Consider the following 26,919-nt stretch of genomic DNA (forward strand, 5'->3'; position numbering starts at 1 on the left):
GAAACATCCGGTTTTTCTTATTTTTTAAAGAAAATAGAATTAAATTTTATCTCCATTAACAAAAACTTCGTACCCGATTTCTACATTCGGCTCTAAAGTTTTTGATACGGAACAGTATTTTTCAAAAGATAATTCTGCCGCTTTTAATGCTTTCTTAGGATCAATTTCTCCTTCCAAAAGGAATTTTACTTTAATAGATTTAAAAGGTTTTGCATCATCTACCTGCACTCTCTCCCCTTCCACTTCTGCCTGAAAACTTTTAATATCCTGACGCTGCTTCTTCAATATAGAAACCACATCTATTCCACTGCAGCCAGCTACAGCCATCAGTACACTTTCCATTGGTGATACTCCCTTAGCTCCCGGCTGGGAAGTATTGTCCAGAAGGATAGAGTTTCCTTGGGAGTTTGTACATTCAAATAAAAAGTCGTCGTTTATTCTGTTGAGTGTTATTTTCATTGTACGGATTTATATTTCAGGTTTTTTAATATTCTTATTCAAATATAAAAAACTTTAAGGATTAAACCTTAGGCTAAGACATGATATCAACCATAGCCTGAAAAAGATTATCCGGATTTTCTGCAATCCGGTTACACATATACAAATACCATTCATCACCATATACAATATACTGTCTGCATGAGTAGCCTTCTTTATAGGTTTCATTCAGCAGATCTTCCTGTATTCCCAGTAACATTTCAAATTCATACTTAGATTTTGGAACGTCATATTGCTCAATAAGCTCTTTAACTCTATTTTGAATTTTATTATGGTGCGTAGCAATAGAACATCTTCTGTTTTTAAGGAAAAGAGTTTCAATATAATTAATGTATAGGTCTTCTAAATGTTTTCCTCTCTCTACAGCATGTCCTGGAGGAACAGCAAAAGCACCTTTTACAATTCTTATTTTCCCTTGTGTTTCATTCAATACTCGTTCAAGGTCTTTTGGAGTACGGTTTAAATAAGCCTGAAGGGTAACTCCCACATTTGAAAAATCAGGTGATATTTTACAATAGGTATTAATAATATCATCAGTTCTATCAACTCCTTCTGCGCTAATCACTATTTCAATATCTTTTTTATGAGCTGATTCCGCTAATAACACTAAATTATTATAAGCAAGCTCCTTATCTATTGCAAGCCCGATATGTGATAAATCCAAAGAAACGATAGAATTAATCTTCTCTTCTTTCACCTTATTAATTAAATCAAGGAAATGTTGAGTTACCAATTCTGATTCTTCCACTGAACGGGTACTTTCCCCCATAAACTCTAGGGAAGTGGGAAGTCCTTTATCATTAATTCTTTTAGCAGTCGCTAAAGCTTCTTCCATCTTTTCACCTCCGATATATCTTTTAGCTGCTTTCAGTAGGAGTTTAAAGAGCTCAGGATTGTTAAGAATATATTCTTTTGCGCCTTCATTTAGTGCTGCTATTTTCAACAGTGCACCTGCTTTTTCTTTTAGTTCCATTTTATCTTTTTAATTTGTCTTTAAATTATTTTTATAAAATTCCTCTCGCTTTTATCTCCAAATATTTATTGATAACATCAATGTTCAAGTTTTCAGGAAGGGTATATACGGTATAAATTCCATATTTACGAAGCTCCTGAATAATTAGTTTCTTTTCAAATTCAAATTTTTCAGCGACGATCTCATCATATATTTCCTGCATATTTTCAGGATTTTTATTACTCAAAGTCTGTAGTTCTGCATTTTTAAAAAATACAACTACCAGCAAGTGATTTTTAGCAATCCCACGAAGATATTTCAGCTGACGGTTTAATCCGTCCAGCGTCTCAAAATTGGTAAAAAGTAAAATTAAGCTTCTTTGGTTGAGTGAGTATTTTACATCCTGATACAACCGGTTGAAATCACTTTCAAAAAAGTCTGTTTTAATATTGTACAGGGCTTCTGATATTTTTTTCAATTGTCCGGACTTATTATCAGCAGCAATTTTATTTTCTGCTTTTTTTGAAAAGGTCATCATTCCCGCACGGTCTCCTTTTCTCAGAATAATATGAGACAATGCCATGGCAGCATTAATAGAATAGTCCAGCAGACTTAATCCATTGAAGGGCATTTTCATTGTTCTGCCTTTATCAATCAGTATAAAAATACGTTGCGATTTTTCATCCTGAAATTGGTTAACCATTAAACGATTGGCTTTGGACGTTGCTTTCCAGTTGATGGTTCTGATATCATCTCCAGGAACATAATCCTTGATTTGTTCAAACTCCATAGTATGTCCCAACTTTCGGACTTTCTTAATTCCTCCCAGCATAAATTCGCTCTGCAAGGCCATCAATTCATATTTTCTGAGATGGATAAAGGATGGATAGGAAGGTAAGATCGCATCCTTCTGAAAACTAAATCTTTTGGAAACCAATCCCAATGGTGAAGAGGCATATACATTCAGACTTCCAAAATGATATTCTCCTCTTTCTTTAGGTTCCAGTGCATATTGGAAAAAAGTATTTGTCCCGGAATGAATATGTTTTTCAATTAAAAAATCTCTTTTCTGAAACTGGAAAGGTATTTCATCAATAATTTTGGTAGTAATCTTAAAACTGTAATTGTTTTTGATATCAATTTTTACAAAGTTTTCGTCGCCATTGGACAATTTCTCCGGTAATATTCTTTGGGCCTGTAAGGCATTTTTCTGATTAAAGAGAAGTAGATAATCAACCATTACTGCAAGAAAACAAAGCAGCAATACCATGTGGGCAGCCCACATCAATGCCGGGAAGAAAAATGCCAAAACATACAGAACACCCACTCCAATGAGCGTAAAGAAGAAACGTGTGTTGATGTATAAGTTTTTCATTGTTTAGGTTATAAGGGATTAGGATTTAGAGATTAAAGACTAATTTTATAAGCTTCAATCCCTTCTTTCCCTATCTCGGAATTTCTATTCCCTCTAAAATTTGACGGATAATTTCATCTGCTGTAAGACCTTCCATTTCTCTTTCCGGAGAAACGATTACTCTGTGTCGTAAAACAGCATAACTTGCTTCTTTAATATCTTCAGGAGTTACAAAATCTCTTCCTCTCAATGCCGCAAATGCTTTTGAAGCTGTAAGAAGTGCCAGTGAAGCTCTTGGAGAAGCCCCCAGATATAAAAACTGGTTTTCTCTGGTATTGATGATAATTTTAGCAATATATTCCATCAACTGTGTTTCCACAATGATTTCTTTTACCAAATGCTGATAGCTCTTCAGCTGTTCTGCTGTAATTACATGATTTACGCCTTCGGTTTTATCTTCTTTTTTACTTTCATGCTGATTCCTGATGATGGCAATTTCCTGCTCAAGATTAGGGTATCCTACATTGATTTTGAATAGGAAACGGTCCAGCTGAGCTTCAGGAAGCCTGTATGTTCCCTCATGTTCTATTGGGTTTTGGGTCGCTACCACAAGGAACGGTTCATCCATTATATAGCGGGTACCATCCATTGTAATCTGTCTTTCTTCCATCACCTCAAAAAGAGCTGCCTGCGTTTTTGCAGGCGATCTGTTGATCTCATCAATTAATATGAAATTGGAGAAAATAGGTCCTTTTTTAAATTCAAATTCAGAATTTTTCACACTGAAAACCGAAGTTCCTAAAATATCGGAAGGCATAAGATCCGGTGTAAACTGAATTCTGCTGAAACCTACATCAATCGTTTTCGCCAGTAGCTTTGCCGTAATTGTTTTGGCAACTCCGGGAACACCTTCAATCAAAACATGACCGTTTGAGAGCAGAGCAGCCAAAAGATGCTCTATCATATTCTCCTGCCCTACAATTACTTTTCCAATTTCAGATTTTACTTTATCAAGGCTTGCGCGAAGCTCAATCATATCTATTCTGGACTGAAACTGGTCTTCGCTTTTATTCAGGTTTATAGCGCTTTGATTTTCTATGTTTTCGTTATCAAGGTTTTCCATAATTTTTATCTTTGGTTTTTTGACAGGCTTCGTTCTATCTTAAATTATCCGCAAGGATTTTACTTTATTTCAGGATCTCATCAAGGAGTTTATTGATCCTTGCCAGGTCTTCTTTCATGACACTTGCATAAGGATCCTGTGCTTTTTTTATAAGTACTATTGCCTCATCTATCATCTCTATTGTTTTTCCGGTTTTCAATTGCAGTTTTTTAGCAAATTCCGAATCTAATTGCTGGGTATCAATCAGCAGGTCCATTCTCACTTTATTTAAAAAGTACTGGGCTTTTTTGGCCATCATATCGTGAAAATCACCTTCCTGAAGATAAAGATTTCCTATGCTTTTTACAAAATCTAAGGAGGTATTTCTCAATGGCTCTATAACGGCTACCACTCTCTGCTTTCTTTTAGCATTAAAGAAAATAAACAGGGTAAGTCCACCCAGAAGAACCCACCAGGCATATTTCAAAGCAGGATTTGACAATACAAATCTCATAAAGAATCGTGATGCTTTTGTATTGCTGGGTACAAACCAAACCGTTTCTCTATCCTGAAGATAAGAAAAAACATCCTGTGTATATTTTACATTTCCGGGTTTCAGAAGATAGTAATTGGTGAGGAAAAGTGGCTCACAGTGAGCATAGATGTTTCCTTTTCCAAATTTCACTTTAATAAAATTGGCCTGATCTGTATTCTTTCTTTCTACAGTCTTACCGAGTATTTCGATCTGGGGCTTAATAAATGAAAAACCTCTTCCAGACGGAAATTTATCCAGTTTAATAAAATCGTTCTGATATTTTTTATCGGTGAGCTTCAGTACATTCTCTTCTTCAAAAGAAATATCTGAGTCATAATAACCAATACTGTCTGATATTTCTTTGGGCATACTGCGCTCCATAATCAACATTGCATCAGAACCATTGGATACCTGATCCAGAATTTTCTTCCATGACTCTTTGTCGATCTTATTTTCAATGACAACAATGTTATGGATACCTTTTTTATGCTGATTATAATACTCGTAAGGTGTCTGCTCAATTTTTTTGAGTTTATTTTTAAAGAGGTCCTTTGCTTCATTATTAAAAACAAACAGCCCAAAAGGAGATTTCTCATTAATATCGAAGTTTTTGCGCCAGTTTGTAGTTTCTTTTTTGTTAACTTCAAGCAACGCCAGAATAACCATCACAACGATGAAAATTACAGCATATATTTTGAAAGTTTTATTCATGGTTCATCTTTAATTATGGTTTAAACTCCTGATACTGATTTTTAAATTTTCTATAGCTCTGTTCTTCAATATTGAATTCTCCATACCATACATAATCGAAGATATGGGCAAGATTTGAAAATTCATTTTTCAGATGCGGAGCTTTTAACTCCATTGTATAATCTTTATTCGTTTTTTCAGGATTCCAATTGATCAGTTTTTTATCACTTAATTTTTTAAGAATAAATAAGAACTGATAACGCACCGCAGAACGGTAATCTCCTGCATGTTCAAACTTTGCAATGCTTTCAGGAAAATTAATCTCATGGATATTTTCATGAAGCTCTTCAACATTAATATTTATTTTTTTATTCTTTCTGCCAAAAATAAAGCTTCCGTCTTTTCCGAGCATATATCTGATGATAAAGTAGAGAAGAAACCCTACCAGGATAATGGCAAATAAACGGATGAGAACCGTTGTCAGTTCCGCAGATTTGGAAAGAGCTGTTTCTCCAAAAATACTCTGTAAAAGCTGTCCAACTTTTCTCATTAGCTTCTGCCAGAAAGATTCTCTTGGTTTCGTTACAGAATAATCATATTCTTTACCTTTATATCTTTCAGGGATATTCTCTTTGAACTCCTTTGAATACACCCTATTTTCAGATACCGGATTTTTCATCAATACAGAATCTGCACGCAGCATACTGTGGTAATGACTTGTGCTCAAAGAATCACCCAAATAATCATCCACGGGATTATTCTCCTGAGCATTAACCAATTCCAGGGACAGAAAAAACAGTATGAAAAACAAAAATTTATTCATGACTACCTATCGTGTCTATTTCTTCAAGTTCTACTTTTTGATGAAGATCTGTTCTGCTATCATAATACATCAATCCTCCATTGATATACATCAGATTGGAAAGAAAGAATGAGAGAAGCATTGAAATACCATAAAATACAAAAAAAGCGATACCTAACGCCCCGGTAAAAGGATTTTGTTCAAAGTTTGCATCCGGAGCAGTAGTAAGGATTGATCCGTAAAAAAATATCATCGGGATATAGGTAAAAAATGAAGCGACAATAGAAATAATAATAACCATCACAAACGCCGCTCCCCAATACTTCCAGTATGGAGATTTTTCACTTCCGTTCGGATAGGAAAACTGTGCCCTCATCGAGTAGCTCAAACTTTCAAAAAAACCTCTGGACGAATTAAAATAATCATACATCAGAAATGTAGTGACATTAAATATCGTGGGATACACAAGAAATATAAGAAAAAAACCAATTACAACGAATATCAGGAGATAGGAAAACCCAATCACAAACATAGCCAGCGGTGCTACAATAAAAATAATTCCAAGACAGAGCTTCGCTATTTTTCCAGCATTATTTTTAAAGTCACTCAGAATTTCATCTGTTTTTATATGTTCCGCCCCCTGTGCAATTCTCTTCATATAGAAAACAGGAAACAGATAATTGACGATGGCCAGAATCATAAAAAGTAAAAATGTAAGTAATCCCACAGCAATCAGCATTCCTCCATTTTCTGAAAAATATTGCTCAAAATAGTAGGTATCACCACCAAGATTGGATCCGAAAAGCTGGGAAAAAAGCTCTTTATATCCGAAAACCACCACAGTTACCATGAGAATTAACAATAAACCATTGATCAAAAGATAACTTTTGAAATAGTTTTTCCCATATAACTTGAAAAAATTGAAACTGTCACTTATAAAAGTTCCAAAATCTCTTTTTTTATAAAACTGTATCATTGATTTGGTTATTAATTTTTTTATTGACAATTGATGGATATACAAAATAGTAAAACCCAATAATTGCAAGTGAACTGAAAATAATGACTATGTTTAAAGCCAAAGGCATTTTCAAAGCATGTCTTGTCACATATCCTTCAATAATTCCTGCACAAATAGTGAATGGAATGGTACTCAAAAATATTTTAAATGAATCTTTAAATCCCCTCTTAAAAGAATTAAACCTTGAAAAAGTTCCGGGAAACAAAATAGAAGCGCCCAAAATCAATCCACACATGGCTTCTACCACCATAGCAAAAATTTCAAAGACTCCATGGAGCCATATTCCCCGTGCACTCTCTTTCAGAGCTCCATACTCGTAGAAAAAATACTGAAAAGAACCCAGCATGACACTGTTGGAAAGAAGGGCAAACAAGGTTCCCACTCCTCCTGCAATACCATACATGTATAATTTGGCGCCTACCTGGATGTTATTAAAGATAATTCCTATAGTACTTCCCCATGTAGACCCGCTTTGATAGATTCCTACAGCATTATTGTTTTTTATATTTTCAATAGTTTCATTTACGTAGCTTTCTCCAAGAATAATATTTGCGAAATCTTTATCATAGATAGCAGAAAGCACACCTATCGAAGTAAACAAAATAAAAAAAAGAAAAGCATACATCAGGTATCTTCTATACTGATAAACCAATAATGGAACTTCTGTCCGGAAAAAGTAAATCAACCGGTTCTCTTCTACTCTTTTTGTTTTATAAATTTTCTGAAAAATCTGAGAAGACAAGTGGTTTAAATAAACGGTTGTATTGCTTTTGGGATAGTACGTCTGTGCAAAAGACAGGTCATTGATCAAATTAATATACAATGAAGACAGGTCATCAGGATTTTTTTTAATTTTTCCTTGAATAACCTGTTCTATTCCCAACCATTTTTCTTTATTTTGTTTAATGAAATAAACTTCTCTCATAATTGTAAAGGCTAAAATAATAAAAATTATGTCTCAAATTGCGATAAATACTTCACAAAATGTAAATATTAACTTCAATACGGCCAGTGTAGGAGAAAGAATGCTTGCATTTATTATTGACCTTTTGATAAGGGTTGCTTTTGTTGTTATCGTATTTTATACTTTTTTTAATATTTTGGATTTGGGATACCTATTGAGTGGCCTCGATCAATGGTCTGTAATGGCCGTTTATATTGTGCTTACATTTCCAACTTACATTTATCCTGTTGTGTTTGAGAGTTTAACGGAAGGTCAGACTCCGGGTAAAAAACTGATGAAAATAAGAGTGGTAAAGATTGATGGTTATCAGGCCAGCTTTGGAGATTATATGATCCGGTGGGTTTTCAGGCTCGTTGATGTGTCTTTTGCAGGAGTAGTAGGTTTGGTTTCCATGATTATCACTAAAAACAATCAGCGCCTGGGAGATATCGCTTCCGGAACAGCAGTGATTTCTTTAAAAAACAATATTAATATCTCTCATACTATTCTCGAAAATATTCACGAGGATTACATTCCTTCTTTTCCTCAGGTTATTGCATTAAGTGATAACGATATGAGAATTATTAAAGACAATTATACCAAGGCATTGAAAATAGATGACCGTCAGATCATCACTAAGCTTTCCAATAAAATCAAAAGTATTTTAAAACTGGAAATAGATGCTACCCAAATGACGGAAAGACAATTTATTAATGTAATTATTAAAGATTACAACTACTACACCGGGAAAGATACTTAACAATACGGCAATCATTAATTTGCATCTTAAGGGAATGATCAATTTGGAAATATCCTGTAAAAATTCAGGACAGAGATTATTTTACGATTACCCATTACTTATCATCCATTACCCATACTACCCAGTGGTGCAATTTTTGTATCTTTAGTCATAAAGCCTTACATCATGAATTTTGAAAACAATAAATCCGGAAACGGCGGAGTGCTTACTTTAAACAATGAAATAAAGGAAGTAGGAAGACTTACGTATACCATTTTCCCTGAAGATCATAAACTGATTATTTCTTTCGTATTGGTTCACCCTGAATTTGAAGGAAGAGGAATGGGGAAATATCTGGTAGAAGAAGCCATCAAGTTTGCCAGAGAAAATAGCTGGCAAGTATACCCCCACTGTTCGTATGCAAGATCAGTAATGATGAGAATGAATGATGTAGATGATATTCTATTAAAGAATTAAAACATCATTCAGCAGAATATCCTCAATATCGTTTGGGTAGTGTACTTCTAAATGATGATCAGAAGCTACCCATTCCATAATTTCCTGTAGGTTTAAAACTTTAGAATTAGGAATTCCCATTTTATCTAAAGCACAGGCATTACATTCCTGCTCATATTGATTGTGAATAGGGATTACGAATAGTTTTTTATCCATAAAAAGGGCTTCAGCCGGAGTTTCAAAACCTGCATTGCATAGAATTCCCTCGCAGCCTTCAAAATATTTCAGATACTGGCTTTCGTCTATTGGAAATACTTCAACGTTTTTTACTTTAACCTGTACCTTGCTATATTTTGAAAACACCTTCCACTCTACAGGAATTTTTCTGAGAACTTTAATAATATTTTCATCCGCAAAACTGGGAAGATAAACCAAATAATATCCCTGTTTGTAAGGATTCAGGTTTCTGATTTTCTTTCTGATAACCGGTTTCTTGATTTGCGGGTGATAGTTTTCAAAATGAAAACCTATCTTTCTTTCACTGGGAACATAATATTTCAGGATCATTTCTCCCAGAAAATCTTTCTTTTCAGGCTTTGGGGTTTCCGCAAAACTCATTGATGCCTGATGACTCAGCTCTATCATGGGTAACTTCTTTAATTTGGAAGCCCATCCCGTTAGAGGTTCATAGTCATTGATGATTAAATCATATTTAGAAAGCTCCAGTTCTTTTATTGTTTTGACTGCCTCCAGAAATTTATTCTCGGTAAACGTTTTGCGATAGGATAAACCACCTGTTTTGTTATAAAGCAGAGAAATGCCTCTGTATTGGAAGTTGATGTCAAAATCAGCCTTTAATTGCGATTGATGACCACTAATGAGTGTATCTACCGAAGCATATTTTTTAAGAATAGGAATTATTTCCTGCGCCCTGGCCACATGACCATTTCCGGTTCCTTGAAATGCATACAAAACTTTCATTTAGGTGAAATTGGTTACGATTTTTAAAAGGTCAGAGTTATCCATCTCCTGAATTTCTTCAGCTTCATCATCTTTCAGCAGATGTTTATGCTCGTCGTAGTAAAAGATACTCCATTTTTTCTGATTATATTCCAATGCAGATAAATTTTCTATCCAATCACCGGAATTCAGATAGGTACAGGATCCTTTTTTAGTAACAACTTCACGAATCTGAGGCTGATGAATATGACCACAGACCACATAGTCGTAATGATTATCTATAGCCAGTTCAGAAGCGGTAAGCTCAAAATCTCCGATATACTTTATCGCTTTTTTCACATTATTTTTGATTTTTTTTGAAAATGAATATTTTTCTTTACCCATTTTTTCTAAAAACCAATTGACAACGTTATTGATGATAATTAAAAGATCGTATCCTTTTCCTCCAAGCTTGGCAATCCATTTGGAATGTTGGACTGATGCATCGAAAACATCACCATGAAAGATCCAGGTTTTTTTTTGGTCAATTTCCAGGCAGATTTTATTGCAGACCTTAAGTTTTCCTAATTCAAAATCAGTAAACTTGCGGAACATTTCATCATGATTGCCTGTAATATAATAGACATCTGTGTCTTTGGTAGCAAATGAAAGGATTTTTCTGATCACTTTCAAATGAGGTTTAGGGAAGTAAGACTTTTTGAATTGCCAGATATCAATGATATCACCATTCAAAACTAGCGTTTCGGGTTGGATAGAATTGAGATATCTCAACAATTCCTTAGCCTTACATCCATAAGTTCCCAAATGAACATCCGATATAACTACTAATTCAACGTTTCTTTTCATAGTTTTATACAAAGAAACTAATTGAAAGTTAACTGTATATGAATGCTATATTATTTTTTATAAAGAGTTCATCAGCTCTTCGGTCATTTCCATATTATGGTAAATGTTCTGCACATCATCATCCTCTTCGAAACGGTCAAGCATCTTCATATTGGCTTTGAACTGCTCTTCGTTTACTTCTTTTGTATTGTTTGGAATTCTCTGAAGTTCTGCACTTTTAGCTTCAATTCCAAGTTCATCCAACTTATGAGATAAAGAACCGAAATCTTCAAACGCTGTTGTAATCATTACTTCATCTTCATCTTTTTCTACATCTTCAGCTCCCCCATCGATCATTTCCATTTCGAAATCATCCCAGTCCATTTTCACTTGAGCCAGATCAAGGGTAAAGATTCCTTTTCTGTCGAAAATGAAAGCTAATTCACCATTCTTCCCAAGGTTTCCGTCAAACTTATTGAAAATAGCTCTAACATTAGCTACCGTTCTGGTTGTATTATTTGTAGTACATTCTACAAAGAAAGCAACTCCTCCTTGTCCGTAACCTTCGTAAGTGATCTCCTCATAGTTTTCAGCATCAGCACCACTTGCTTTTTTAATAGCTCTCTCTACATTATCTTTAGGCATATTAGCCCCTTTAGCATTCTGGATACATCTTCTTAAGGCCGGATTAGCCTCAGGGTCTGTTCCACCTGCTTTTACAGCCAGTGCAATATCTTTACCTATTTTGGAGAATGTTTTGGCCATCTTATCCCATCTGGCCATTTTAGAAGCTTTTCTATATTCAAATGCTCTTCCCATTTTAATTTTAAATTTTCAACAAAATTAACTAAAAGTCAACAAAAAAAAAATACCTCCAATCAAATTGGAGGTATTCATTATTTAGAAAAATTAATTATTTTTTCTTTTTAGCTGGAGCTTTTTTCTTAGCTGGAGCTTTTTTAGCTTTTTTCACTACAGTCTTCTTCTCTACAACTTCTAGGTCAGACTTCTTAAGAGCGTCCCAAGCAGCACCATTTACTGCTTCAACAACTACTTTTCTGTCAACCATTCTGTCAGCATCTGAAGCTTTAGCAGAAACTTTAGCATCTCTAGAACCAACACCAGTAGATTTCAACTGATTAGCGTTAACTCCTCTAGATTCAAGAGCACCCACTACAGAAGCAGCTCTTTCTCTTGAAAGTTTCAAGTTGTAAGCAGCAGCACCTTTAGCATCTGTGTGACCAGTTACTAAGAAAGTACCGTTAGAAGATTGCTTAATGATCTTAGCAGCGTCATCTAATTTACCATTAGATTCTGGTCTGATAGTAGCCTTGTTAAAGTTGAACAAGATTCCTTTAAGAGCACCAGTAGCTTCATCACTGATTACTTTTTCTGGCTTAGGACATCCGTTGTATTCTGGAAGACCTGGAACAGTAGGACAAGCATCATCTTTATCTAAGATACCGTCACCGTCTGTATCTGGCCAAGGACAACCGTTGTTTTCAGCAGGACCTGCTACAGTAGGACAAGCGTCATCTTTGTCGATTACACCGTCACCGTCTGTATCTGGCCAAGGACAACCATTGTTTTCAACTGGACCAGCAACATCTGGACATTGATCGTCTTTATCTGGAACTCCGTCACCGTCAGTATCAGGACATCCCTGGAATTCTGGTAAACCTGGAGTATCTGGACAAAGATCGTCTTTATCTAAGATACCATCCTTATCTCTATCTCTGTTTCCGAATCTAAATAAGATAGATGCAGAAGCTTGCCAGAAGTTAGCAACAGTAGATTTATCACCTGGAGTTGATACATAATCACCTTGGATACCAAGACCGAAGTTCTTAGTTACCCAGAAGTTAGCACCAGCACCTGTAGCTACAGTAAAGTGGTTAGCTTTACCATTCTCGTTTCCATCTTTTCCGTTTGAAACAGTTTCGATTGGGTTACCGTTATCATCTACGCTTACTCTTGGGAAAGAAAGTGCAGTATAATCATGTCTAAGGTAGTTAGCACCAACTCTTAAATATGGATCAAACCAAGATTCTTCGTTCCATAAAAGACCTGCAGCGTGAGCCTGGAAACCAAGACCTGTCATCAAGAAAAATTCTTTCCCCATGTTGAATCTTTTGTTTTCAACATTTCCAACAGAAGTTTGCCAGTCAATCACTAAACCTTTTCCAACGTTTCTAGCAACTGTTAACTTAGATAATGGAGGTGTAATAGAGAAGTTGTTCATATTGAACATACTCTTTGTCAAATTTTTAGCAGAGAACGTATTACCGAAGCTACTTCTTGCTGCTACATGGTTTTCTGCATGAGCACCAACTCCGATTAACCACGGATTGTTGGTCGTCTGCGCGAAAACAGTAGAGGCTACAGTAAGCGCCAATGCTGAAATTCCTAATTTTAGATTTTTCATAGAATTAAATGATTAAATAATTGATAATGCAAAATAAATATAATTTTTCTTTATATACAAAGTTTTTCAAATGATTTTTAACTTTTCTTTAATATTCTGTCCAGGTTCCGTTTATTTTCTCTATCTTTTATGGACTCTCTTTTATCAAAGAGTTTTTTCCCTCTACCTAACGCGATAAGCACCTTTGCTTTCCCCCTGTCAGTGATATATAATTTTAATGGAATAATTGTATTCCCTGCATCTTTTAACTTTTTTTCAAGTTTTTGCAATTCTTTTTTGTGCAAGAGCAATTTCCGTTCCCTTTTTGTTTTGTGGTTGTAAAAAGTTCCCAATTTATACTCATCAATCATCATATTAATGATGTATAACTCCCCATCAATAAACTGACAGAAGGATTCTGTTATAGATGCTTTTGAAGAACGTAAAGATTTTATTTCTGTACCCGTCAAAACCATTCCCGCTTCATATTCTTCGAGAATTTCATATTCAAAACGGGCTCTTCTATTTAATATGCTAACTGTTTTTTCAATCTTCATCATTTTAAAATTTCGTTAATGAAATATAGAAAAAATACGATACATTTAAAAACTTGACTATTATATTATTACAAAATACCCAAATTCTTTTCGTAATTTTGCGCCAAATTTACAAAACTATATGTTAACAGTATCTAACTTATCTTTACAATTCGGGAAAAGAGTTCTTTTTGACGAGGTAAATATTATGTTTACCAAAGGAAACTGCTACGGGATCATCGGAGCAAACGGTGCAGGAAAGTCTACATTCCTTAAAATATTAACAGGAAAGCAAGATCCAACAACAGGACATGTATCTCTGGAGCCGGGAAAAAGAATGTCAGTTTTAGAGCAGGATCACTTTGCTTATGATCAGTATACTGTTCTGGAAGCTGTTTTGAGAGGAAACAAAAAATTATTTGAGATAAAGGAGGAAATGGATGCGTTATACGCAAAAGAAGATTTCTCTGATGAAGACGGAATTAAGGCCGGGGAACTGGGCGTAATTTATGACGAAATGGGTGGATGGACTGCTGAATCTGATGCACAGACCATGCTTTCCAATGTAGGTGTTAAAGATGATATGCACTGGCAAATGATGAGTGAACTTGAGAACAAAGACAAAGTAAAGGTTCTTTTGGCTCAGGCTCTTTTTGGTAACCCAGATGTATTGATTCTGGATGAACCTACGAATGACCTTGATATTGATACCATTTCATGGTTAGAAGATTTCCTTGCGGATTACGAAAATACAGTAATTGTGGTTTCTCACGACCGTCACTTCCTGGATACGGTTTGTACGCACATTGGAGATTTAGATTATGCCAAACTTAACCTTTATACAGGTAACTACTCTTTCTGGTATCAGGCATCTCAGCTAGCTACAAGACAAAGAGCTCAGGCTAATAAGAAAGCGGAAGAGAAGAAAAAGGAACTTCAGGATTTCATTGCCCGATTCAGTTCAAACGTTGCTAAAGCTAAACAAGCTACAGCAAGAAAGAAAATGATCGATAAATTAAATATTGATGATATTAAACCATCTTCAAGAAGATATCCTGCTATCATTTTCGAAATGGAAAGAGAAGCCGGAGATCAGATTTTAGATGTAAAAGGTCTTGAAAAAACAAAAGACGGCGAATTATTATTCTCCAATATTGACTTAAACCTTAAGAAAGGTGATAAAGTAGCGGTACTTTCAAAAAACTCTTTAGCAATAACGGAATTTTTTGAAATTTTAGCTGGTAATACTGAAGCTGACAAAGGAGCTGTGGCTTGGGGAGTTACTACCACTCAGTCTCATATGCCTTTAGACAACACCAATTTCTTTCAGGAAGATCTTAGTTTAGTTGACTGGTTAAGACAATTCACAAAGAATGATGAAGAGCGTCATGAAGAGTTCGTAAGAGGATTCTTAGGAAGAATGCTTTTCTCAGGTGATGAAGCGTTGAAATCTTGTAAAGTACTTTCAGGAGGGGAAAAAATGAGATGTATGTTCAGCAGAATGATGCTTCAGAAAGCAAATATTCTTTTATTGGACGAACCTACAAACCACTTAGACCTTGAAAGTATTACGACATTAAACAACTCCTTATCCAACTTTAAGGGAAATATCATGTTGTCTTCTCATGACCACGAGATGCTTTCAACAGTCTGTAACAGAATCATTGAGTTGACTCCTAAAGGAATTATCGACAGAGAAATGACTTATGACGAGTATCTTGGTGATAAAAAAGTAAAAGAATTAAGAGAACAAATGTATTCTTAATCTGAAACAACACTCGTGTTGATATAAAAATACCTCAAAGTAATTCTTTGAGGTATTTTTTTTAACAATAAATAAAATAATTATTTCGTCAGTTTTGTCGTTGGAATGGAAACCGTTCCCGGATCTTTCCATAATCCGTCTTTTTCTGCTTTTTTCTTAATGGCCTGTGCTCTTTTTTCGCTATCAGGATGAGAGTTGAACATTTTTTCAAAACCGGTTTGTGTACTTCCCTGTGAAAGCAATGCTAGCTTCTTAAAAGCTGTATATGCTCCTACAACATCATATTTATTGGTCTTCATGAAGTCATATGAATAGGTATCGGCTTCAGATTCTTGTTTCTTACTGTGAGAAGCATCTAAAAATGCATTAGCCATTTTTCCAACCTGGCTATCATTAAGAGTAGCAACTTGTGAAGATGCTGAAGACGCGGCATCCAATGCAGCTGCTTTCAGATAGGCAGATTTCATAGCATCTTTTGTATCCTGATTTTTCACGTGACCGATTTCATGACCGATTACAGCTAATAATTCATTATCTGACATGATATCCATTAATGAAGAAAACACACGTACACTTCCGTCTGCACAAGCAAAAGCATTGATATCTTTCACTTTATACACCTTATAATTCAGATTCAGACCGTCCTGAGATTTGTGCTTTCCAAATAATTTATTCAATCTTACAGTATATGGATCTTTCGGTCCTGCTACTTGATTATTTTTATCCATCCAATCTACAGATTCTTTAGATAATTTGATTGCGTCTTCGTTGGTAAACGATAGAGCTTTTGCACCATTAGAAACTATTCCGGCTGCTTTTCCCAAGTTAATTTTCTGGGCATTGACAGAATACGCTGTTCCTAAAAACATTAAACATAAAGTAATTTTTTTCATAACTATTCAAAATTTGGACAGCAAATGTAGCCAATTTTTAACAACATTAATGTAAAAACTTCACTTCCCATCATTTCAGAATGCTATTTTTTTTCCTTATTTTTGTGAAATGAGTCAAAAATGGATTTATAAACCCGAACCCAATGAGGAAGTTGTGGACGGACTAAGTTCGTCACTTGGTTTTGGTACTTTTGAATCTAAGCTTCTTGTTCTAAGAGGAATTGACAATTATCAAAAGGCCAGAGAATTTTTCAAACCGAACCTTAACGATATACACAATCCTTTTTTAATGGCAGATATGCAAAAAGCTGTAGAGCGTATTGCAACCGCTATTGAGAATGGAGAAAAGATATTGGTATATGGAGACTACGATGTAGATGGAACTACAGCAGTAGCTCTGATGTATCTTTACCTCAGCAAAATTGTAGAGAAAAAATACCTGGATTATTATATTCCGGACAGAAATTCTGAAGGATATGGAATTTCTACGGAGGGAATAGACTTTGCCAAAGAGAATGGATTTTCATTGATTATTGCATTAGACTGCGGGATCAAGGCTATTGATATGATACAATATGCCAAAGATCTTGGTATTGATTTTATCATTTGTGACCATCACCTTCCCGGTGAAGAAATTCCCAATGCTGTAGCTGTTCTGGATCCTAAGAGAAATGACTGCAGGTATCCGTTCAAAGAACTTTCAGGATGTGGTGTAGGATTTAAGCTTTGCCAGGGTCTTAACACCATTTATAAACTTCCGGAAGCAGAATTATTTGAACTTACTGACCTTCTTGCTATTTCCATTGCTGCCGACATAGTATCTATGACGGGAGAAAACAGAGTACTGGCTAAAATGGGACTAAAAATTCTCAGAAAAACCAGAAATTTAGGGTTAAGATTACTCATTCCTGAAGATAAACTTTCTCATTTTGAGATTTCAAATATTGTTTTTGAAATTGCTCCTAAAATTAATGCTGCAGGGAGAATATCCCATGGTAAAGCTGCAGTAGAGCTTATGGTTTCTGACAATCTGAAGCACGCCAATCAAATTGTCAGTGATATTATGGATCTGAACGATGAAAGGCGAGAACTGGATATGAACTCTACTCTTTCTGCTTTGAATCAAATCATTGAGTCTCAGCAAGAAACTAAACATACTACCATTGTTTACCATCCTGAATGGAATAAGGGAGTCATTGGTATTGTAGCTTCAAGGCTTATTGAAACCTACTATAAACCGACTTTGGTATTTACAAACGGAAACAATGGAGAAATGGTAGCTTCAGCAAGATCTGTTTCGGATTTTGATGTCCACGAAGCTCTTGATATGTGTTCTGAATATTTTCTGAAATTTGGTGGCCATCATGCGGCAGCCGGACTTTCTATGGAAAAAGATAAATTTGATGCTTTCAAGGAAAAATTTGAAAGAATTGTTTCTGAAAAGATACAGGAGCATCAAAAAGAGCCTTCCATTAGTATTGATTGTGAGATTAACATTAATGAAATCAACAGAGAGTTTATCAATTTCCACCGGAAACTGGCTCCTTTTGGACCTCATAATATGAAACCTATTTTCACCCTGACCAATCAGAAACTTGCCGGATATGTAAAGACTATGGGAAAAGATAACAATCACCTTAAGTTCTATATCAAGCAAGAGACCACAGGCCGAAATATTGAATGTGTAGGCTTCAAGTTGGGACCTTTTGCGGAAGATTTTAAACATAAAAATTTTGACCTTGCCTTCACGTTGGAAGAAAACCACTGGAAAGGCAATGTAACCCATTACCTGAATATAAAAGATGTAAAGTTTAGAGACTAATAAGTTGCAGGGATTAGATGATCAGGGAACAGAAAACCAAAATATAATAATTTCCTGCAAAACCTAAAAGAGTCTAAATACTATATTGATAATTCTATTACTATAACCTATTATCTGCGACCTGTTACTTTAAAAAATGAAAAAAATCGGTTTATTTTTCGGATCTTTTAATCCCATACATATCGGACATCTTATTCTGGCCAATTACATTTTGGAAAATTCTGATATGGATGAATTATGGTTTGTGGTAAGCCCCCAAAACCCTTTTAAAGACAAAAAAACTCTGCTGAACGATCATAACAGACTGGATATGGTACAGCTTGCGGTAAAAAACTACCCCAATATGAGAGCCTCTAATGTTGAGTTTTCTCTTCCCAAACCAAGCTATACCATTGATACCCTTACCTATCTTCATGAAAAGTATCCGGAGTATTCTTTCAGCCTTATTATGGGAGAGGATAATCTGGATAACCTTCACAAGTGGAAAAACTCTGATATCCTTATTAAAAACCATCATATTATTGTTTATCCAAGAGTTTTTGAAGGTGAAAAGAAAGATTCTGAGTATCTGCAACATGAAAATATTTCACTGATCAAAGCTCCGGTAATAGAACTTTCGGCGACAGAAATCCGAAATATGCTCAAAGACGGAAAAAATGTGAGGCCTATGCTGCCCCCTGAAGTTTTTGAATATTTGGACGGAAGCAGTTTTTATAAGTAATTTTGCAATTCAGGAAATAGATTTAGGAATTAGAGCTCAGGCTTTCATTCATTACTTATTATTCATCACTCATATCTTAAGACATGGAATTTCTCGAAAAAATTTTCTCAAAATATCCTCAGGAAAAAGTAATCAGATGGTTTAAGCAGATCTGTCTGGCTGAAGCTATTTCATGGTTTTTTCTATTCACAGCAATGACTTGGATACGTATTGATCCCGAAGGTGTATTTCCAATTGTGTACATCAGTACTATCGGCAGTATTCACGGATTTTTCTTTACACTGTACCTGATATTTTTACCTGCCATAAGAAAAATATATGAATGGGATGATGAAGACAGCGTCTTCGCATTAATTGCCGCATTTTTTCCTTTTGCCACGATTTGGATAGACAAAAAGCTGGCCCGTTTCGACAGAGAATAAATTTATTTTTCATAAAATTTTACATTTTCCTGTAACAAAATCATTGTTATGGTTGTCTTATCATGTAGAAAGGCGAAGCAACAAAAAAAATAATTTAAATTTTATCAACTGACAATCAATTGTTTACAATTATTTAATATTATTTTTAAGTACTTTGTATTGCATGATACTGTTTTTATTATATATCTTTGCAATGTTAAATAATAACCCATACAAGCTATTACCAATTAAAAAATAATGATCATGAAAACTCAAATTCTAATTGCAGCCCTATTTTTCAGCGGATTCGTTAGTGCCCAGCAATCTAAGGATAGCCTGAAAGTAAAGAATATTGAAGCGGTCAATATCAAGAAGCAGGTTTTCAAAAAACAGGGAGACCGTCTTGTTTACGATGTAGCATCTTCCCCTATCGCTAAAGGAACCAATACATTCAATCTTTTGAAGCAAACTCCAATGATTTCCAGTATAGACGGAAAAACACTGAAGATCTTAGGAAAGTCTGATGCGATTATTTATATCAACAACAAAAAATCAAATATGGATTCCGAGGCATTGATTGAAATGCTGAAGTCTACTCCATCAGAAGATATTCAGAAAATTGAGGTGATTACTGTTCCGGGAAGTGAATTCCAGGTGGAATCTAAGGAAGGAGTGATCAATATTGTCATGAAAAAGAATAAAAATAATGGCTACAATGGAACCATGAAGATGAATAACGAACAGGGGTATTACAATAATCCATCAGCCGGTGCCTCTTTTAATTTCAGACAGGGTAAGTGGTCCGGAAACTCAAATTTCAGAATGGGAAGCTGGACAGAGAGACAGAAGTATACCTTGTCTAACGGTGATCCTAGTTTTAGAAATGAGTCTTTCGGATACAATGATGATCCCAACAAAAACTTCGGCGGAGGATTCAATATTGATTATGAGATCAATAAGAAACAAAGCATCGGGTTCTCTTACAATATGAGATATAATAAAAGTTTCCATTCTATTCTGGATATAACCAATTGGCAGGATGGGGTCTTAACCGACAGAACTGTAAATAATGAGGATGCACAGACCAGAAATCATACGTTTAATTTAAATTATGAAATAAAGACAGACTCTCTGGGCAGTAAGCTTACTTCTAATGTATCTTATCTTTGGTTCAACAGAGACAAAGCCAGCTTTAATGAAAGCTTCCCATTAGACAGTGATCCTGATAACAAATATTCAGCCCTGTATCAGTCTGTACCGCAAATCATCAACAACTATGCAGCCAATATAGATTATCTGAAAAAAACATCTAAAGGTGCAACCTGGTTGATGGGGATCAGCTACAATCACACAAATACGGATAATGATACCAGACAGGAAAGACTAAAAAATGATGATTTTGTAGTAGATCCCAAACAGACCAATCATTTCATTTATAAAGAGAATATTTTAGGAATTTATTTAAACTATGAAAGAAAGCTGACTGAAAAGTTATCCGGAAAAGTGGGAGCCCGTTACGAAATGACCAGAAGTACAGGAGATATCCTTGACAAAACAGGATTTGAAAGAAATTATAATAACCTGTTGCCTTATCTGAATTTAAATTATGCTATCAATTCGGACCATAATCTAAGCTATACTTTTTCCAGCAGAATCCGAAGACCGAGATTTTGGGAACTGAACCCTTCCAGAACATATTTCACTCCTACAAATTATACCCAGAACAATCCATTTATATTGGCTTCAAAGTTCTATAACCAGGAACTGAATTATATGTATAAGAATGCCTACTATGCTAATTTGAGTTTTAATATGGTAGAAGATGCTTCTGCTTCTGATCTGCTTCCGTTGCAGGGAACGGTCACCGCTCCTAAAAAAGATGAAAATGGTAACATCATATATGACAATAATGGTAATAAGATCATGGAAACCACAAAATTCCTGAGATATATAAGAACCAATTATGGAAGCAACAGGGAGCTTAGCTTAACGCTTGGTATGAACAAATCATGGTTCAAAGACATATGGACGACCAATTATTCTGTCAACTTAGGCTATGTTACTTATAAAGGTGCAGTACTGGAAGATCCTACATCGGCACCGACTCCTGAAGAAACAGAAGTCCTTGAACCTTACATTATTGATGTTAAAAACTACAATATGTCTGCTACCCTTAATAATACGGTTCGCCTTTCTTCCAAAAAAGACTGGTTCTTAGGTGTCAATTACTTTTTCGCAAGTAAAGTGGCAATGGAAGGTGGTGTGATTGGGGCAAGACAAAGTTTCGATATCAGTCTGAAGAAAATTATTGGTGACTGGACTGTTATGGCGGAAGTCAATGACCTTTTTAACCAAAGTTTTTATAGAGTTAACGGAATACAACCTAACGGAACATATAATAATATAACCAACTTCAACTATCCAAGACTACTGAGTATCGGGGTTACCTACAATTTCGGGAATCAGAAACTGAAAAAAGCAAGGGAAATGAAATCAGCGAACGATGCTGTAAAATCAAGAACATAAGCTTTTAACACGACCATACATCACTCACTCTTAAAGAAAACAAACATGAAACGCACTCTCTTATCCATCGCACTTATATTCGGAACTTTCGCCTTTGCTCAGGAAAAGAAAACCGACACGACAAAGACAAAAAGCATTGAAGGGGTTACCATAACAAAACAGGTTTTTAAAAAGCAAAGTGACCGTTTTGTATATGATGTTGCAGCTTCTCCTGTTGCTAAGGGAAATACTACTTTTGATCTGTTGAAGCAGACTCCGCTTTTGTCTTCTACAGATGATAAGACACTGAAGATAGCCGGTAAAAACAATGCACTCATCTACATCAACGGTAGAAAAACCAATATGGATTCTGAATCATTGGTCCAGTTTCTTAAAAACACTCCTGCCGAGAATATTCAGAAAATAGAGGTTATTACGGTTCCGGGAAGTGAGTATCAGGTAGAATCTTCAGATGGGATCATTAATATTGTTTTAAAGAAAAAGATGAGCGATGGTCTCAGCGGGAATATGAGATTTTCAAATACCCAAAGTAAATATAATGCAAGCCAGACCAGCTTTTCTGCCAATTACAGAAAGAATAAACTGGGCATCAGCGCCAACCTCAACGGCGGGGAAAATATCCAGGCTCAGACTTATACCTTAAGAAACGGAACTGTTGACACTTCCAATGAATCTACCGGAAATATCGATGATCCAAACAAAAACATAGGTGGTTATCTCAATATTGATTACCAGCTAACGGACAACAGTAATCTTGCTCTTTCCTGGAATACCTGGGCCAATAAAAGCTATAACTCTACAGTAAGCTTGTTCAACACCATAACCAATGGAGGAAAAACAAAATATACCTGGTCAAAAAACAAAGAAGATGCGAGATCATACAACAACTCTTTAAATTTAAATTACGAGTTAAAAACCGATTCTCTGGGCAGTAAATTAAATGTAAATGCTGCTTACCTGAATTATAAAAGATTTCAGTTTACGGACAACAGAACCTATGCCTCTAGTATCAACGGAGAAATAGGAGATAAAACTACACAGGTATTTCAGGATCTCCCTCAGATCATTAATAATTTCTCAGGAATGGTAGATTATATCCAGAAGTTTAAAAACGATCTTACCATTTCAGTAGGGGGAAATTATAATAAAACCAAAACAGACAACGATTCTAAAAGCGATACTTACTCTTTTGATCCCGTAGGTTCAAAATCAGCGCCTAATCACTTTATTTATGATGAAAACATATATGGTGTTTATATTACTGCAGAAAAAAAATTCTCGGATAAGTTCTCAGGAAAAATAGGAACCCGATATGAAATCACCAATAGCCTGGGAACTTCAGACAATGCACCTACAGAAGATCTTAAAAGGATAAAAAGAAATTATAACAATATACTTCCCTATCTAAGTTTTAATTATGCTATTAATGACAAAAACAACCTCTCCTATTCCTTTTCAAGCAGAATGAGAAGACCTAGTTTCTGGGAAATAAATCCGGTAAGAAATATCCTGACAGATGATAATTACACGCAAAACAACCCTTTTGTAAAGGCATCTTCAACATATAATCAGGAACTGACCTATATGTATAAAAATTCCTACTTCCTGATTCTTAGCCATTCATTTTTTAAAGATGCAATCACCCAGGTTCCATTACAGGGATATCCTGAATCACCTAATGGAAATCTTGGAGAAAACCCTGTATTAAGATATATCAGAACCAATTTTGGGGATAAACAGGAAATGTCTGCCATGGTAGGAATTCAGAAGTCATTTTTCAAACAATATTTGACGACCAACTTCAATATTGGAGTTCAGCATAATATTAACAACGGAAGTCTCGATACTGATCCTACAACCGGGGACCGATTCAAAAATAAGGAAGGAGACTATATCGTATATACCAATAAAACGAGCTCTACAAGTCTTTTGATTCAAACCAACAATACCATCCGTCTGGATAAAAAGAAAACCTGGTTTTTAGGTGTGAATTTCTTCTACGTAGATAAGCAGCAGATTGAACTTGGTATGTTAAAAAGTTTAATGAGCCTGGATCTCAGCATCAAGAAAACATGGAATGAATGGACGTTTGCAGTTAACGTAAATGATGTTTTAAGAACTAATATTGTTAAGATTGAAGACTTTCAGGCTAACGGAAATTACAACTACATTCATCAAAATCAATACCCTAGAAGCCTAACTGTAAGTCTTACCTATAACTTCGGAAATCAAAAAGTGAAAAAGGTAAGAGATATTGAAGGTGCTTCCGACTCTATAAAAAGCAGGACAAGATAAAAAATTATCTTTCTTCATATTCAACTCAATTATTTTGTATCATAACCCGTTGATTGATCAGCGGGTTTTTTATCTTTAGCCCCTGAAAGACCCTATAAGAGTTTATTATAGAAAGAGCTGCCCAAATTTTCGGACAGCTCTTTAATGAAGTATAAAGTTTTACTACTATTTACATCATGGATTTTTCTAGTCTCTTAAAAGTAATAATTCAGACCTAACTGGAAATTAGTATTTCTTGAAGTTTCTCCAAGTCCATATTTTAAGGTGTCAGTTAAACCGACGATATAACGGACATTGGCTCCTATGTTCGGTGTAAATCTGTATCCTAGCCCAATCCCTGCTCCAAAATTAAAAGTTCTTAATGAATCTTTATTATTAGCCTTATAAGTTTGACCATTAATGTCTCCTTTCGCCTGCGCATTGACAAGGAGTCCAAACTCAGGGCCTGCTTCCAGATAAAATTCAGGAGTAGCATTGTATTGTACCATTACAGGAACATTGATATAACTAAGGTTTTGCTGCATGTTCTTGATTGTATAGGTTGCCATTTCATAATTGTCTTTTGCCTTTGCCCCCTGTTGGCTGTACACAACCTCCGGTTGAATACTGAATGCCTCAGAAATTGGGACATTTACCAATGCTCCGGCATAAAATCCAAACTTTGATTTGGTGTCATCTCCTGTTATGCTTGAAAGGTTACCTCCTGCTTTAATACCAAATTTTGGTCCGTCTGTAGATTGAGCGAATGTCATAGTTCCTATAGCTATGCATAAGCTTAGTAATTGTTTTTTCATATCATATGTTTTTTAAAATTGTGTCTTAATCTGACATTAGAATTAAACATTTCCGAAACGATATAATCTATTAAAAAAAAACATCTTCAATGTTTTCTATGACAAAAATAATATCAGTTTTAGTCGCAAGAATATTATTTGACTATTATTTATAATTCTCTTTATAATATGTTTTTAAAGCTTTCATCTTTTTAGAAAGAGCTGCCCAATTTTTTGGACAGCTCCCTTATGAAATATAAATTGTTTATTTCATAAGCTTTTCAAGCTCTTTTTTCACTGATGAAAGAAGCATTATTTCTCCTTTGCTTGCTAAGTCAATGATATTGGCTTTTGTCATGAGATTACTGACAAATGGTATAATAGTATTACTAAAAAGTTCCTTCAGCCGCTCTCTCCTTAGCTCATCAGGCATGGGTTTATCAAAAGATAAAACATCATCAATTATCTGTTTGCCAATATCTCCCATAGGACTTTTTATCAATTCTTTTGTAGGAGAATAAATTGTATCAAATGAACCTTGTATGAAAATTTTTATATTAAGCATATAATAATCGCCATATTTTGATTTTTGCAATTCCAGAACTGCTATACATTCTGGACTTTCTTTATACCAACCACCAAAGGCTTGTAAATAATCATTCTCTTTAGCAATTGAGCCAAATAAGCTCTTAAATTCTTTACTATTCATAAGTTACTTTTTATAATAGGCTTCTAAAATTTTTTTCCATTCAATATCTTTCAATCTAGGGTTTGCTTTGATTGCTGCCGGAGACTGTAGTTCTTCTAAATACATTTGTAACTGCTTTTCTCCTGCTTTCAGTTGTGTTGGATTAAGAGGTTTTAATTCGTAAATTTTTCCTTTGCTAATATTGAGAAAATCAATTCGTTTTCCGCTAGGTAATCTGTATTCTTTATACCCCAAGCCCTGAGCCGCTTCTTGAGCTTTATATTCATTGTGTATTGCTCTCCCAAGTTTTAAGCTGGATTTCGTATACTCACCCTTATAGGTGGTTGGAGCACCCTCCTTCAATATTGGCACAGACTGCTCATTGACAAGTTTGTAGCCGACCACTTCATCAACTCCAAAATCAACATCCCCAATTGTTAAAGTTCCTGTTTTGGGCGTTGCTCCTACCGTGGTAGTTTTCGGAGTATTATTCAGCGTCCATTGCGTTCTACCTGGCTGAATTTGAGCACCTTTTAAGATTGTTTGCTGCGGAGCGCCTATATTAGCAGCCTGTATATTTTTGGCTATCTGCTGTATTCCTCCTGCAACCCCGCCTAGAGCACCTCCCAGCGCTGCTCCGGATAAGCCTCCCATAACGGTGCCTTCTATTACATCTTCACCAAACATCACCGAGGTAGCAAATCCGTTGATGGCTCCTGCCACAGCTCCTCCTGAAGCCCCGGCAATCGCTCCGCCTAACACACCTCCCTGTATTCCTACTGTAGCAGCAGCGGTGGCGGCAGAAGCACCTACAGCAGCACCTACACCTCCGGTAAACGCGCCTATGGCTCCGCCCATTGCAATTTTACCCCAGGTCGCTCCCCAGTCCCACTTGGTAGGATTCCATGAGCCATTCGCTTTTACGCCTGTGAAATAAGCTCCCATTATAGCTCCTGCAATAATCCAGGCAAACTCCCCATTCGGGTCATTATACATCATCGGATTATTCATCACATACCCATACCTGTTGTAGTTTTGGGTATTAAATGGAGCCTGGATATTTTCATCAGCATTCAAAAACCTTCTAAGCATTGGATCGTAGAGCCTTCCATTCATATGGATAATCCCTATTTCCGGAAAATACTCATGACTGGTATAGCCCCTGTCCACCCATAACGGAGTAGTGTTGAGTATATTCTTATCCGTAATAACAGGACCGCC

At 35.5% G+C, this 26,919-nt stretch carries 25 protein-coding genes; 8 read left to right on the top strand and 17 right to left on the bottom strand.

The genetic code is table 11. The annotated features are described in order from the left end of the window. Window positions 1-39 precede the first annotated feature (39 nt). The 8 genes from DRF57_RS21170 to DRF57_RS21205 form a co-directional block, all read right to left on the bottom strand. Window positions 40-459, bottom strand: coding sequence for an OsmC family protein (locus DRF57_RS21170; protein WP_084086605.1), 420 nt, complete (start codon window positions 457-459; stop codon window positions 40-42). A gap of 73 nt (window positions 460-532) precedes the next feature. Next, window positions 533-1,471, bottom strand: coding sequence for a proline dehydrogenase family protein (locus DRF57_RS21175; RefSeq protein ID WP_115920720.1), 939 nt, complete (start codon window positions 1,469-1,471; stop codon window positions 533-535). 31 nt (window positions 1,472-1,502) lie between these two features. Then, complete coding sequence (locus DRF57_RS21180; RefSeq protein WP_047491585.1) at window positions 1,503-2,825, bottom strand: DUF58 domain-containing protein; 1,323 nt, start codon at window positions 2,823-2,825, stop codon at window positions 1,503-1,505. 70 nt (window positions 2,826-2,895) lie between these two features. Next, on the bottom strand, window positions 2,896-3,927 hold the full coding sequence (locus tag DRF57_RS21185; protein ID WP_047491582.1) for an AAA family ATPase: 1,032 nt from the start codon (window positions 3,925-3,927) through the stop codon (window positions 2,896-2,898). A gap of 64 nt (window positions 3,928-3,991) precedes the next feature. Further along, a complete protein-coding gene (locus DRF57_RS21190) occupies window positions 3,992-5,152 on the bottom strand; it encodes a hypothetical protein (RefSeq protein ID WP_084086600.1) in 1,161 nt (386 codons plus the stop codon). A gap of 13 nt (window positions 5,153-5,165) precedes the next feature. Further along, window positions 5,166-5,954 (bottom strand): DUF4129 domain-containing protein, encoded by a 789-nt coding sequence (locus DRF57_RS21195; RefSeq protein ID WP_115920722.1) that lies wholly within the window; start codon window positions 5,952-5,954, stop codon window positions 5,166-5,168. Then, window positions 5,947-6,909, bottom strand: coding sequence for a DUF4013 domain-containing protein (locus tag DRF57_RS21200; protein WP_084086598.1), 963 nt, complete (start codon window positions 6,907-6,909; stop codon window positions 5,947-5,949). The genes DRF57_RS21195 and DRF57_RS21200 overlap by 8 nt, the downstream gene beginning before the upstream one ends. Continuing rightward, on the bottom strand, window positions 6,893-7,876 hold the full coding sequence (locus tag DRF57_RS21205; RefSeq protein ID WP_047491566.1) for a stage II sporulation protein M: 984 nt from the start codon (window positions 7,874-7,876) through the stop codon (window positions 6,893-6,895). The genes DRF57_RS21200 and DRF57_RS21205 overlap by 17 nt, the downstream gene beginning before the upstream one ends. Window positions 7,877-7,904: 28 nt before the next feature. On the opposite strand from DRF57_RS21205, the gene DRF57_RS21210 reads away from it, so the two are divergent. Both DRF57_RS21210 and DRF57_RS21215 read left to right on the top strand, forming a co-directional pair. Further along, complete coding sequence (locus DRF57_RS21210) at window positions 7,905-8,654, top strand: RDD family protein (RefSeq protein WP_047491563.1); 750 nt, start codon at window positions 7,905-7,907, stop codon at window positions 8,652-8,654. A 165-nt stretch (window positions 8,655-8,819) separates the two neighbouring features. Further along, the gene (locus tag DRF57_RS21215; RefSeq protein WP_084086596.1) at window positions 8,820-9,110 is read left to right on the top strand and encodes a GNAT family N-acetyltransferase; all 291 of its coding nucleotides are present in this window, start codon (window positions 8,820-8,822) and stop codon (window positions 9,108-9,110) included. Here DRF57_RS21215 and DRF57_RS21220 read toward each other — a convergent pair. The 5 genes from DRF57_RS21220 to smpB form a co-directional block, all read right to left on the bottom strand. After that, window positions 9,099-10,070 (bottom strand): glycosyltransferase family protein, encoded by a 972-nt coding sequence (locus DRF57_RS21220; protein ID WP_047491558.1) that lies wholly within the window; start codon window positions 10,068-10,070, stop codon window positions 9,099-9,101. The two genes, DRF57_RS21215 and DRF57_RS21220, sit on opposite strands and share 12 nt — an antisense overlap. Next, window positions 10,071-10,895, bottom strand: a complete 825-nt coding sequence (locus tag DRF57_RS21225) for a UDP-2,3-diacylglucosamine diphosphatase (protein ID WP_047491555.1) — start codon at window positions 10,893-10,895, stop codon at window positions 10,071-10,073. A 57-nt stretch (window positions 10,896-10,952) separates the two neighbouring features. Beyond that, a complete protein-coding gene (locus tag DRF57_RS21230) occupies window positions 10,953-11,693 on the bottom strand; it encodes a YebC/PmpR family DNA-binding transcriptional regulator (protein ID WP_047491550.1) in 741 nt (246 codons plus the stop codon). 94 nt (window positions 11,694-11,787) lie between these two features. Next, a complete protein-coding gene (locus tag DRF57_RS21235) occupies window positions 11,788-13,299 on the bottom strand; it encodes an OmpA family protein (protein WP_115920724.1) in 1,512 nt (503 codons plus the stop codon). A 77-nt stretch (window positions 13,300-13,376) separates the two neighbouring features. Then, window positions 13,377-13,835, bottom strand: coding sequence for an SsrA-binding protein SmpB (gene smpB / locus DRF57_RS21240; protein ID WP_047491663.1), 459 nt, complete (start codon window positions 13,833-13,835; stop codon window positions 13,377-13,379). Window positions 13,836-13,956: 121 nt separating this feature from the next. Between smpB and DRF57_RS21245 the strand changes: the two genes are divergently transcribed. Beyond that, window positions 13,957-15,579 (top strand): ABC-F family ATP-binding cassette domain-containing protein, encoded by a 1,623-nt coding sequence (locus DRF57_RS21245; protein ID WP_047491545.1) that lies wholly within the window; start codon window positions 13,957-13,959, stop codon window positions 15,577-15,579. 80 nt (window positions 15,580-15,659) lie between these two features. On the opposite strand, the gene DRF57_RS21250 is transcribed toward DRF57_RS21245, so the two are convergent. After that, the gene (locus tag DRF57_RS21250) at window positions 15,660-16,472 is read right to left on the bottom strand and encodes a M48 family metalloprotease (protein ID WP_047491542.1); all 813 of its coding nucleotides are present in this window, start codon (window positions 16,470-16,472) and stop codon (window positions 15,660-15,662) included. Window positions 16,473-16,581: 109 nt separating this feature from the next. Between DRF57_RS21250 and recJ the strand changes: the two genes are divergently transcribed. From recJ to DRF57_RS21275, 5 genes are all read left to right on the top strand, one after another. Beyond that, a complete protein-coding gene (gene recJ, locus DRF57_RS21255; protein WP_115920726.1) occupies window positions 16,582-18,294 on the top strand; it encodes a single-stranded-DNA-specific exonuclease RecJ in 1,713 nt (570 codons plus the stop codon). 136 nt (window positions 18,295-18,430) lie between these two features. Next, window positions 18,431-19,015: a nicotinate (nicotinamide) nucleotide adenylyltransferase gene (gene nadD / locus DRF57_RS21260; protein WP_115920728.1), complete on the top strand. Its 585-nt coding sequence runs from the start codon at window positions 18,431-18,433 to the stop codon at window positions 19,013-19,015. Window positions 19,016-19,098: 83 nt separating this feature from the next. Then, entirely contained in the window at window positions 19,099-19,437 is a 339-nt protein-coding gene (locus DRF57_RS21265) for a DUF3817 domain-containing protein (RefSeq protein ID WP_047491535.1), read from the top strand. Between the two features lie 243 nt (window positions 19,438-19,680). Further along, window positions 19,681-21,942 (top strand): outer membrane beta-barrel family protein, encoded by a 2,262-nt coding sequence (locus DRF57_RS21270; protein WP_115920730.1) that lies wholly within the window; start codon window positions 19,681-19,683, stop codon window positions 21,940-21,942. A gap of 45 nt (window positions 21,943-21,987) precedes the next feature. Continuing rightward, complete coding sequence (locus DRF57_RS21275; RefSeq protein ID WP_047491532.1) at window positions 21,988-24,237, top strand: outer membrane beta-barrel family protein; 2,250 nt, start codon at window positions 21,988-21,990, stop codon at window positions 24,235-24,237. A 194-nt stretch (window positions 24,238-24,431) separates the two neighbouring features. On the opposite strand, the gene DRF57_RS21280 is transcribed toward DRF57_RS21275, so the two are convergent. From DRF57_RS21280 to DRF57_RS21290, 3 genes are all read right to left on the bottom strand, one after another. Continuing rightward, window positions 24,432-25,031 (bottom strand): porin family protein, encoded by a 600-nt coding sequence (locus DRF57_RS21280; protein WP_115920732.1) that lies wholly within the window; start codon window positions 25,029-25,031, stop codon window positions 24,432-24,434. Window positions 25,032-25,275: 244 nt separating this feature from the next. Further along, window positions 25,276-25,719 (bottom strand): DUF4304 domain-containing protein, encoded by a 444-nt coding sequence (locus tag DRF57_RS21285; protein ID WP_115920734.1) that lies wholly within the window; start codon window positions 25,717-25,719, stop codon window positions 25,276-25,278. Window positions 25,720-25,722: 3 nt separating this feature from the next. Continuing rightward, on the bottom strand, window positions 25,723-26,919 hold a 1,197-nt coding region (locus tag DRF57_RS21290), incomplete at its 5' end, for an RHS repeat-associated core domain-containing protein (protein ID WP_317126115.1).

The sequence above is a fragment of the Chryseobacterium rhizosphaerae genome (genome assembly GCF_003385455.1).
In the GTDB taxonomy this organism is placed as follows: domain Bacteria; phylum Bacteroidota; class Bacteroidia; order Flavobacteriales; family Weeksellaceae; genus Chryseobacterium; species Chryseobacterium rhizosphaerae.

Bases quoted from the DNA above. Each gene is read 5' to 3' on its own strand.
- DRF57_RS21170 (WP_084086605.1), bottom strand. From the start codon at position 459: ATGAAAATAACACTCAACAGAATAAACGACGACTTTTTATTTGAATGT.
- DRF57_RS21175 (WP_115920720.1), bottom strand. From the start codon at position 1,471: ATGGAACTAAAAGAAAAAGCAGGTGCACTGTTGAAAATAGCAGCACTA.
- DRF57_RS21180 (WP_047491585.1), bottom strand. From the start codon at position 2,825: ATGAAAAACTTATACATCAACACACGTTTCTTCTTTACGCTCATTGGA.
- DRF57_RS21185 (WP_047491582.1), bottom strand. From the start codon at position 3,927: ATGGAAAACCTTGATAACGAAAACATAGAAAATCAAAGCGCTATAAAC.
- DRF57_RS21190 (WP_084086600.1), bottom strand. From the start codon at position 5,152: ATGAATAAAACTTTCAAAATATATGCTGTAATTTTCATCGTTGTGATG.
- DRF57_RS21195 (WP_115920722.1), bottom strand. From the start codon at position 5,954: ATGAATAAATTTTTGTTTTTCATACTGTTTTTTCTGTCCCTGGAATTG.
- DRF57_RS21200 (WP_084086598.1), bottom strand. From the start codon at position 6,909: ATGATACAGTTTTATAAAAAAAGAGATTTTGGAACTTTTATAAGTGAC.
- DRF57_RS21205 (WP_047491566.1), bottom strand. From the start codon at position 7,876: ATGAGAGAAGTTTATTTCATTAAACAAAATAAAGAAAAATGGTTGGGA.
- DRF57_RS21210 (WP_047491563.1), top strand. From the start codon at position 7,905: ATGTCTCAAATTGCGATAAATACTTCACAAAATGTAAATATTAACTTC.
- DRF57_RS21215 (WP_084086596.1), top strand. From the start codon at position 8,820: ATGAATTTTGAAAACAATAAATCCGGAAACGGCGGAGTGCTTACTTTA.
- DRF57_RS21220 (WP_047491558.1), bottom strand. From the start codon at position 10,070: ATGAAAGTTTTGTATGCATTTCAAGGAACCGGAAATGGTCATGTGGCC.
- DRF57_RS21225 (WP_047491555.1), bottom strand. From the start codon at position 10,895: ATGAAAAGAAACGTTGAATTAGTAGTTATATCGGATGTTCATTTGGGA.
- DRF57_RS21230 (WP_047491550.1), bottom strand. From the start codon at position 11,693: ATGGGAAGAGCATTTGAATATAGAAAAGCTTCTAAAATGGCCAGATGG.
- DRF57_RS21235 (WP_115920724.1), bottom strand. From the start codon at position 13,299: ATGAAAAATCTAAAATTAGGAATTTCAGCATTGGCGCTTACTGTAGCC.
- smpB (WP_047491663.1), bottom strand. From the start codon at position 13,835: ATGAAGATTGAAAAAACAGTTAGCATATTAAATAGAAGAGCCCGTTTT.
- DRF57_RS21245 (WP_047491545.1), top strand. From the start codon at position 13,957: ATGTTAACAGTATCTAACTTATCTTTACAATTCGGGAAAAGAGTTCTT.
- DRF57_RS21250 (WP_047491542.1), bottom strand. From the start codon at position 16,472: ATGAAAAAAATTACTTTATGTTTAATGTTTTTAGGAACAGCGTATTCT.
- recJ (WP_115920726.1), top strand. From the start codon at position 16,582: ATGAGTCAAAAATGGATTTATAAACCCGAACCCAATGAGGAAGTTGTG.
- nadD (WP_115920728.1), top strand. From the start codon at position 18,431: ATGAAAAAAATCGGTTTATTTTTCGGATCTTTTAATCCCATACATATC.
- DRF57_RS21265 (WP_047491535.1), top strand. From the start codon at position 19,099: ATGGAATTTCTCGAAAAAATTTTCTCAAAATATCCTCAGGAAAAAGTA.
- DRF57_RS21270 (WP_115920730.1), top strand. From the start codon at position 19,681: ATGAAAACTCAAATTCTAATTGCAGCCCTATTTTTCAGCGGATTCGTT.
- DRF57_RS21275 (WP_047491532.1), top strand. From the start codon at position 21,988: ATGAAACGCACTCTCTTATCCATCGCACTTATATTCGGAACTTTCGCC.
- DRF57_RS21280 (WP_115920732.1), bottom strand. From the start codon at position 25,031: ATGAAAAAACAATTACTAAGCTTATGCATAGCTATAGGAACTATGACA.
- DRF57_RS21285 (WP_115920734.1), bottom strand. From the start codon at position 25,719: ATGAATAGTAAAGAATTTAAGAGCTTATTTGGCTCAATTGCTAAAGAG.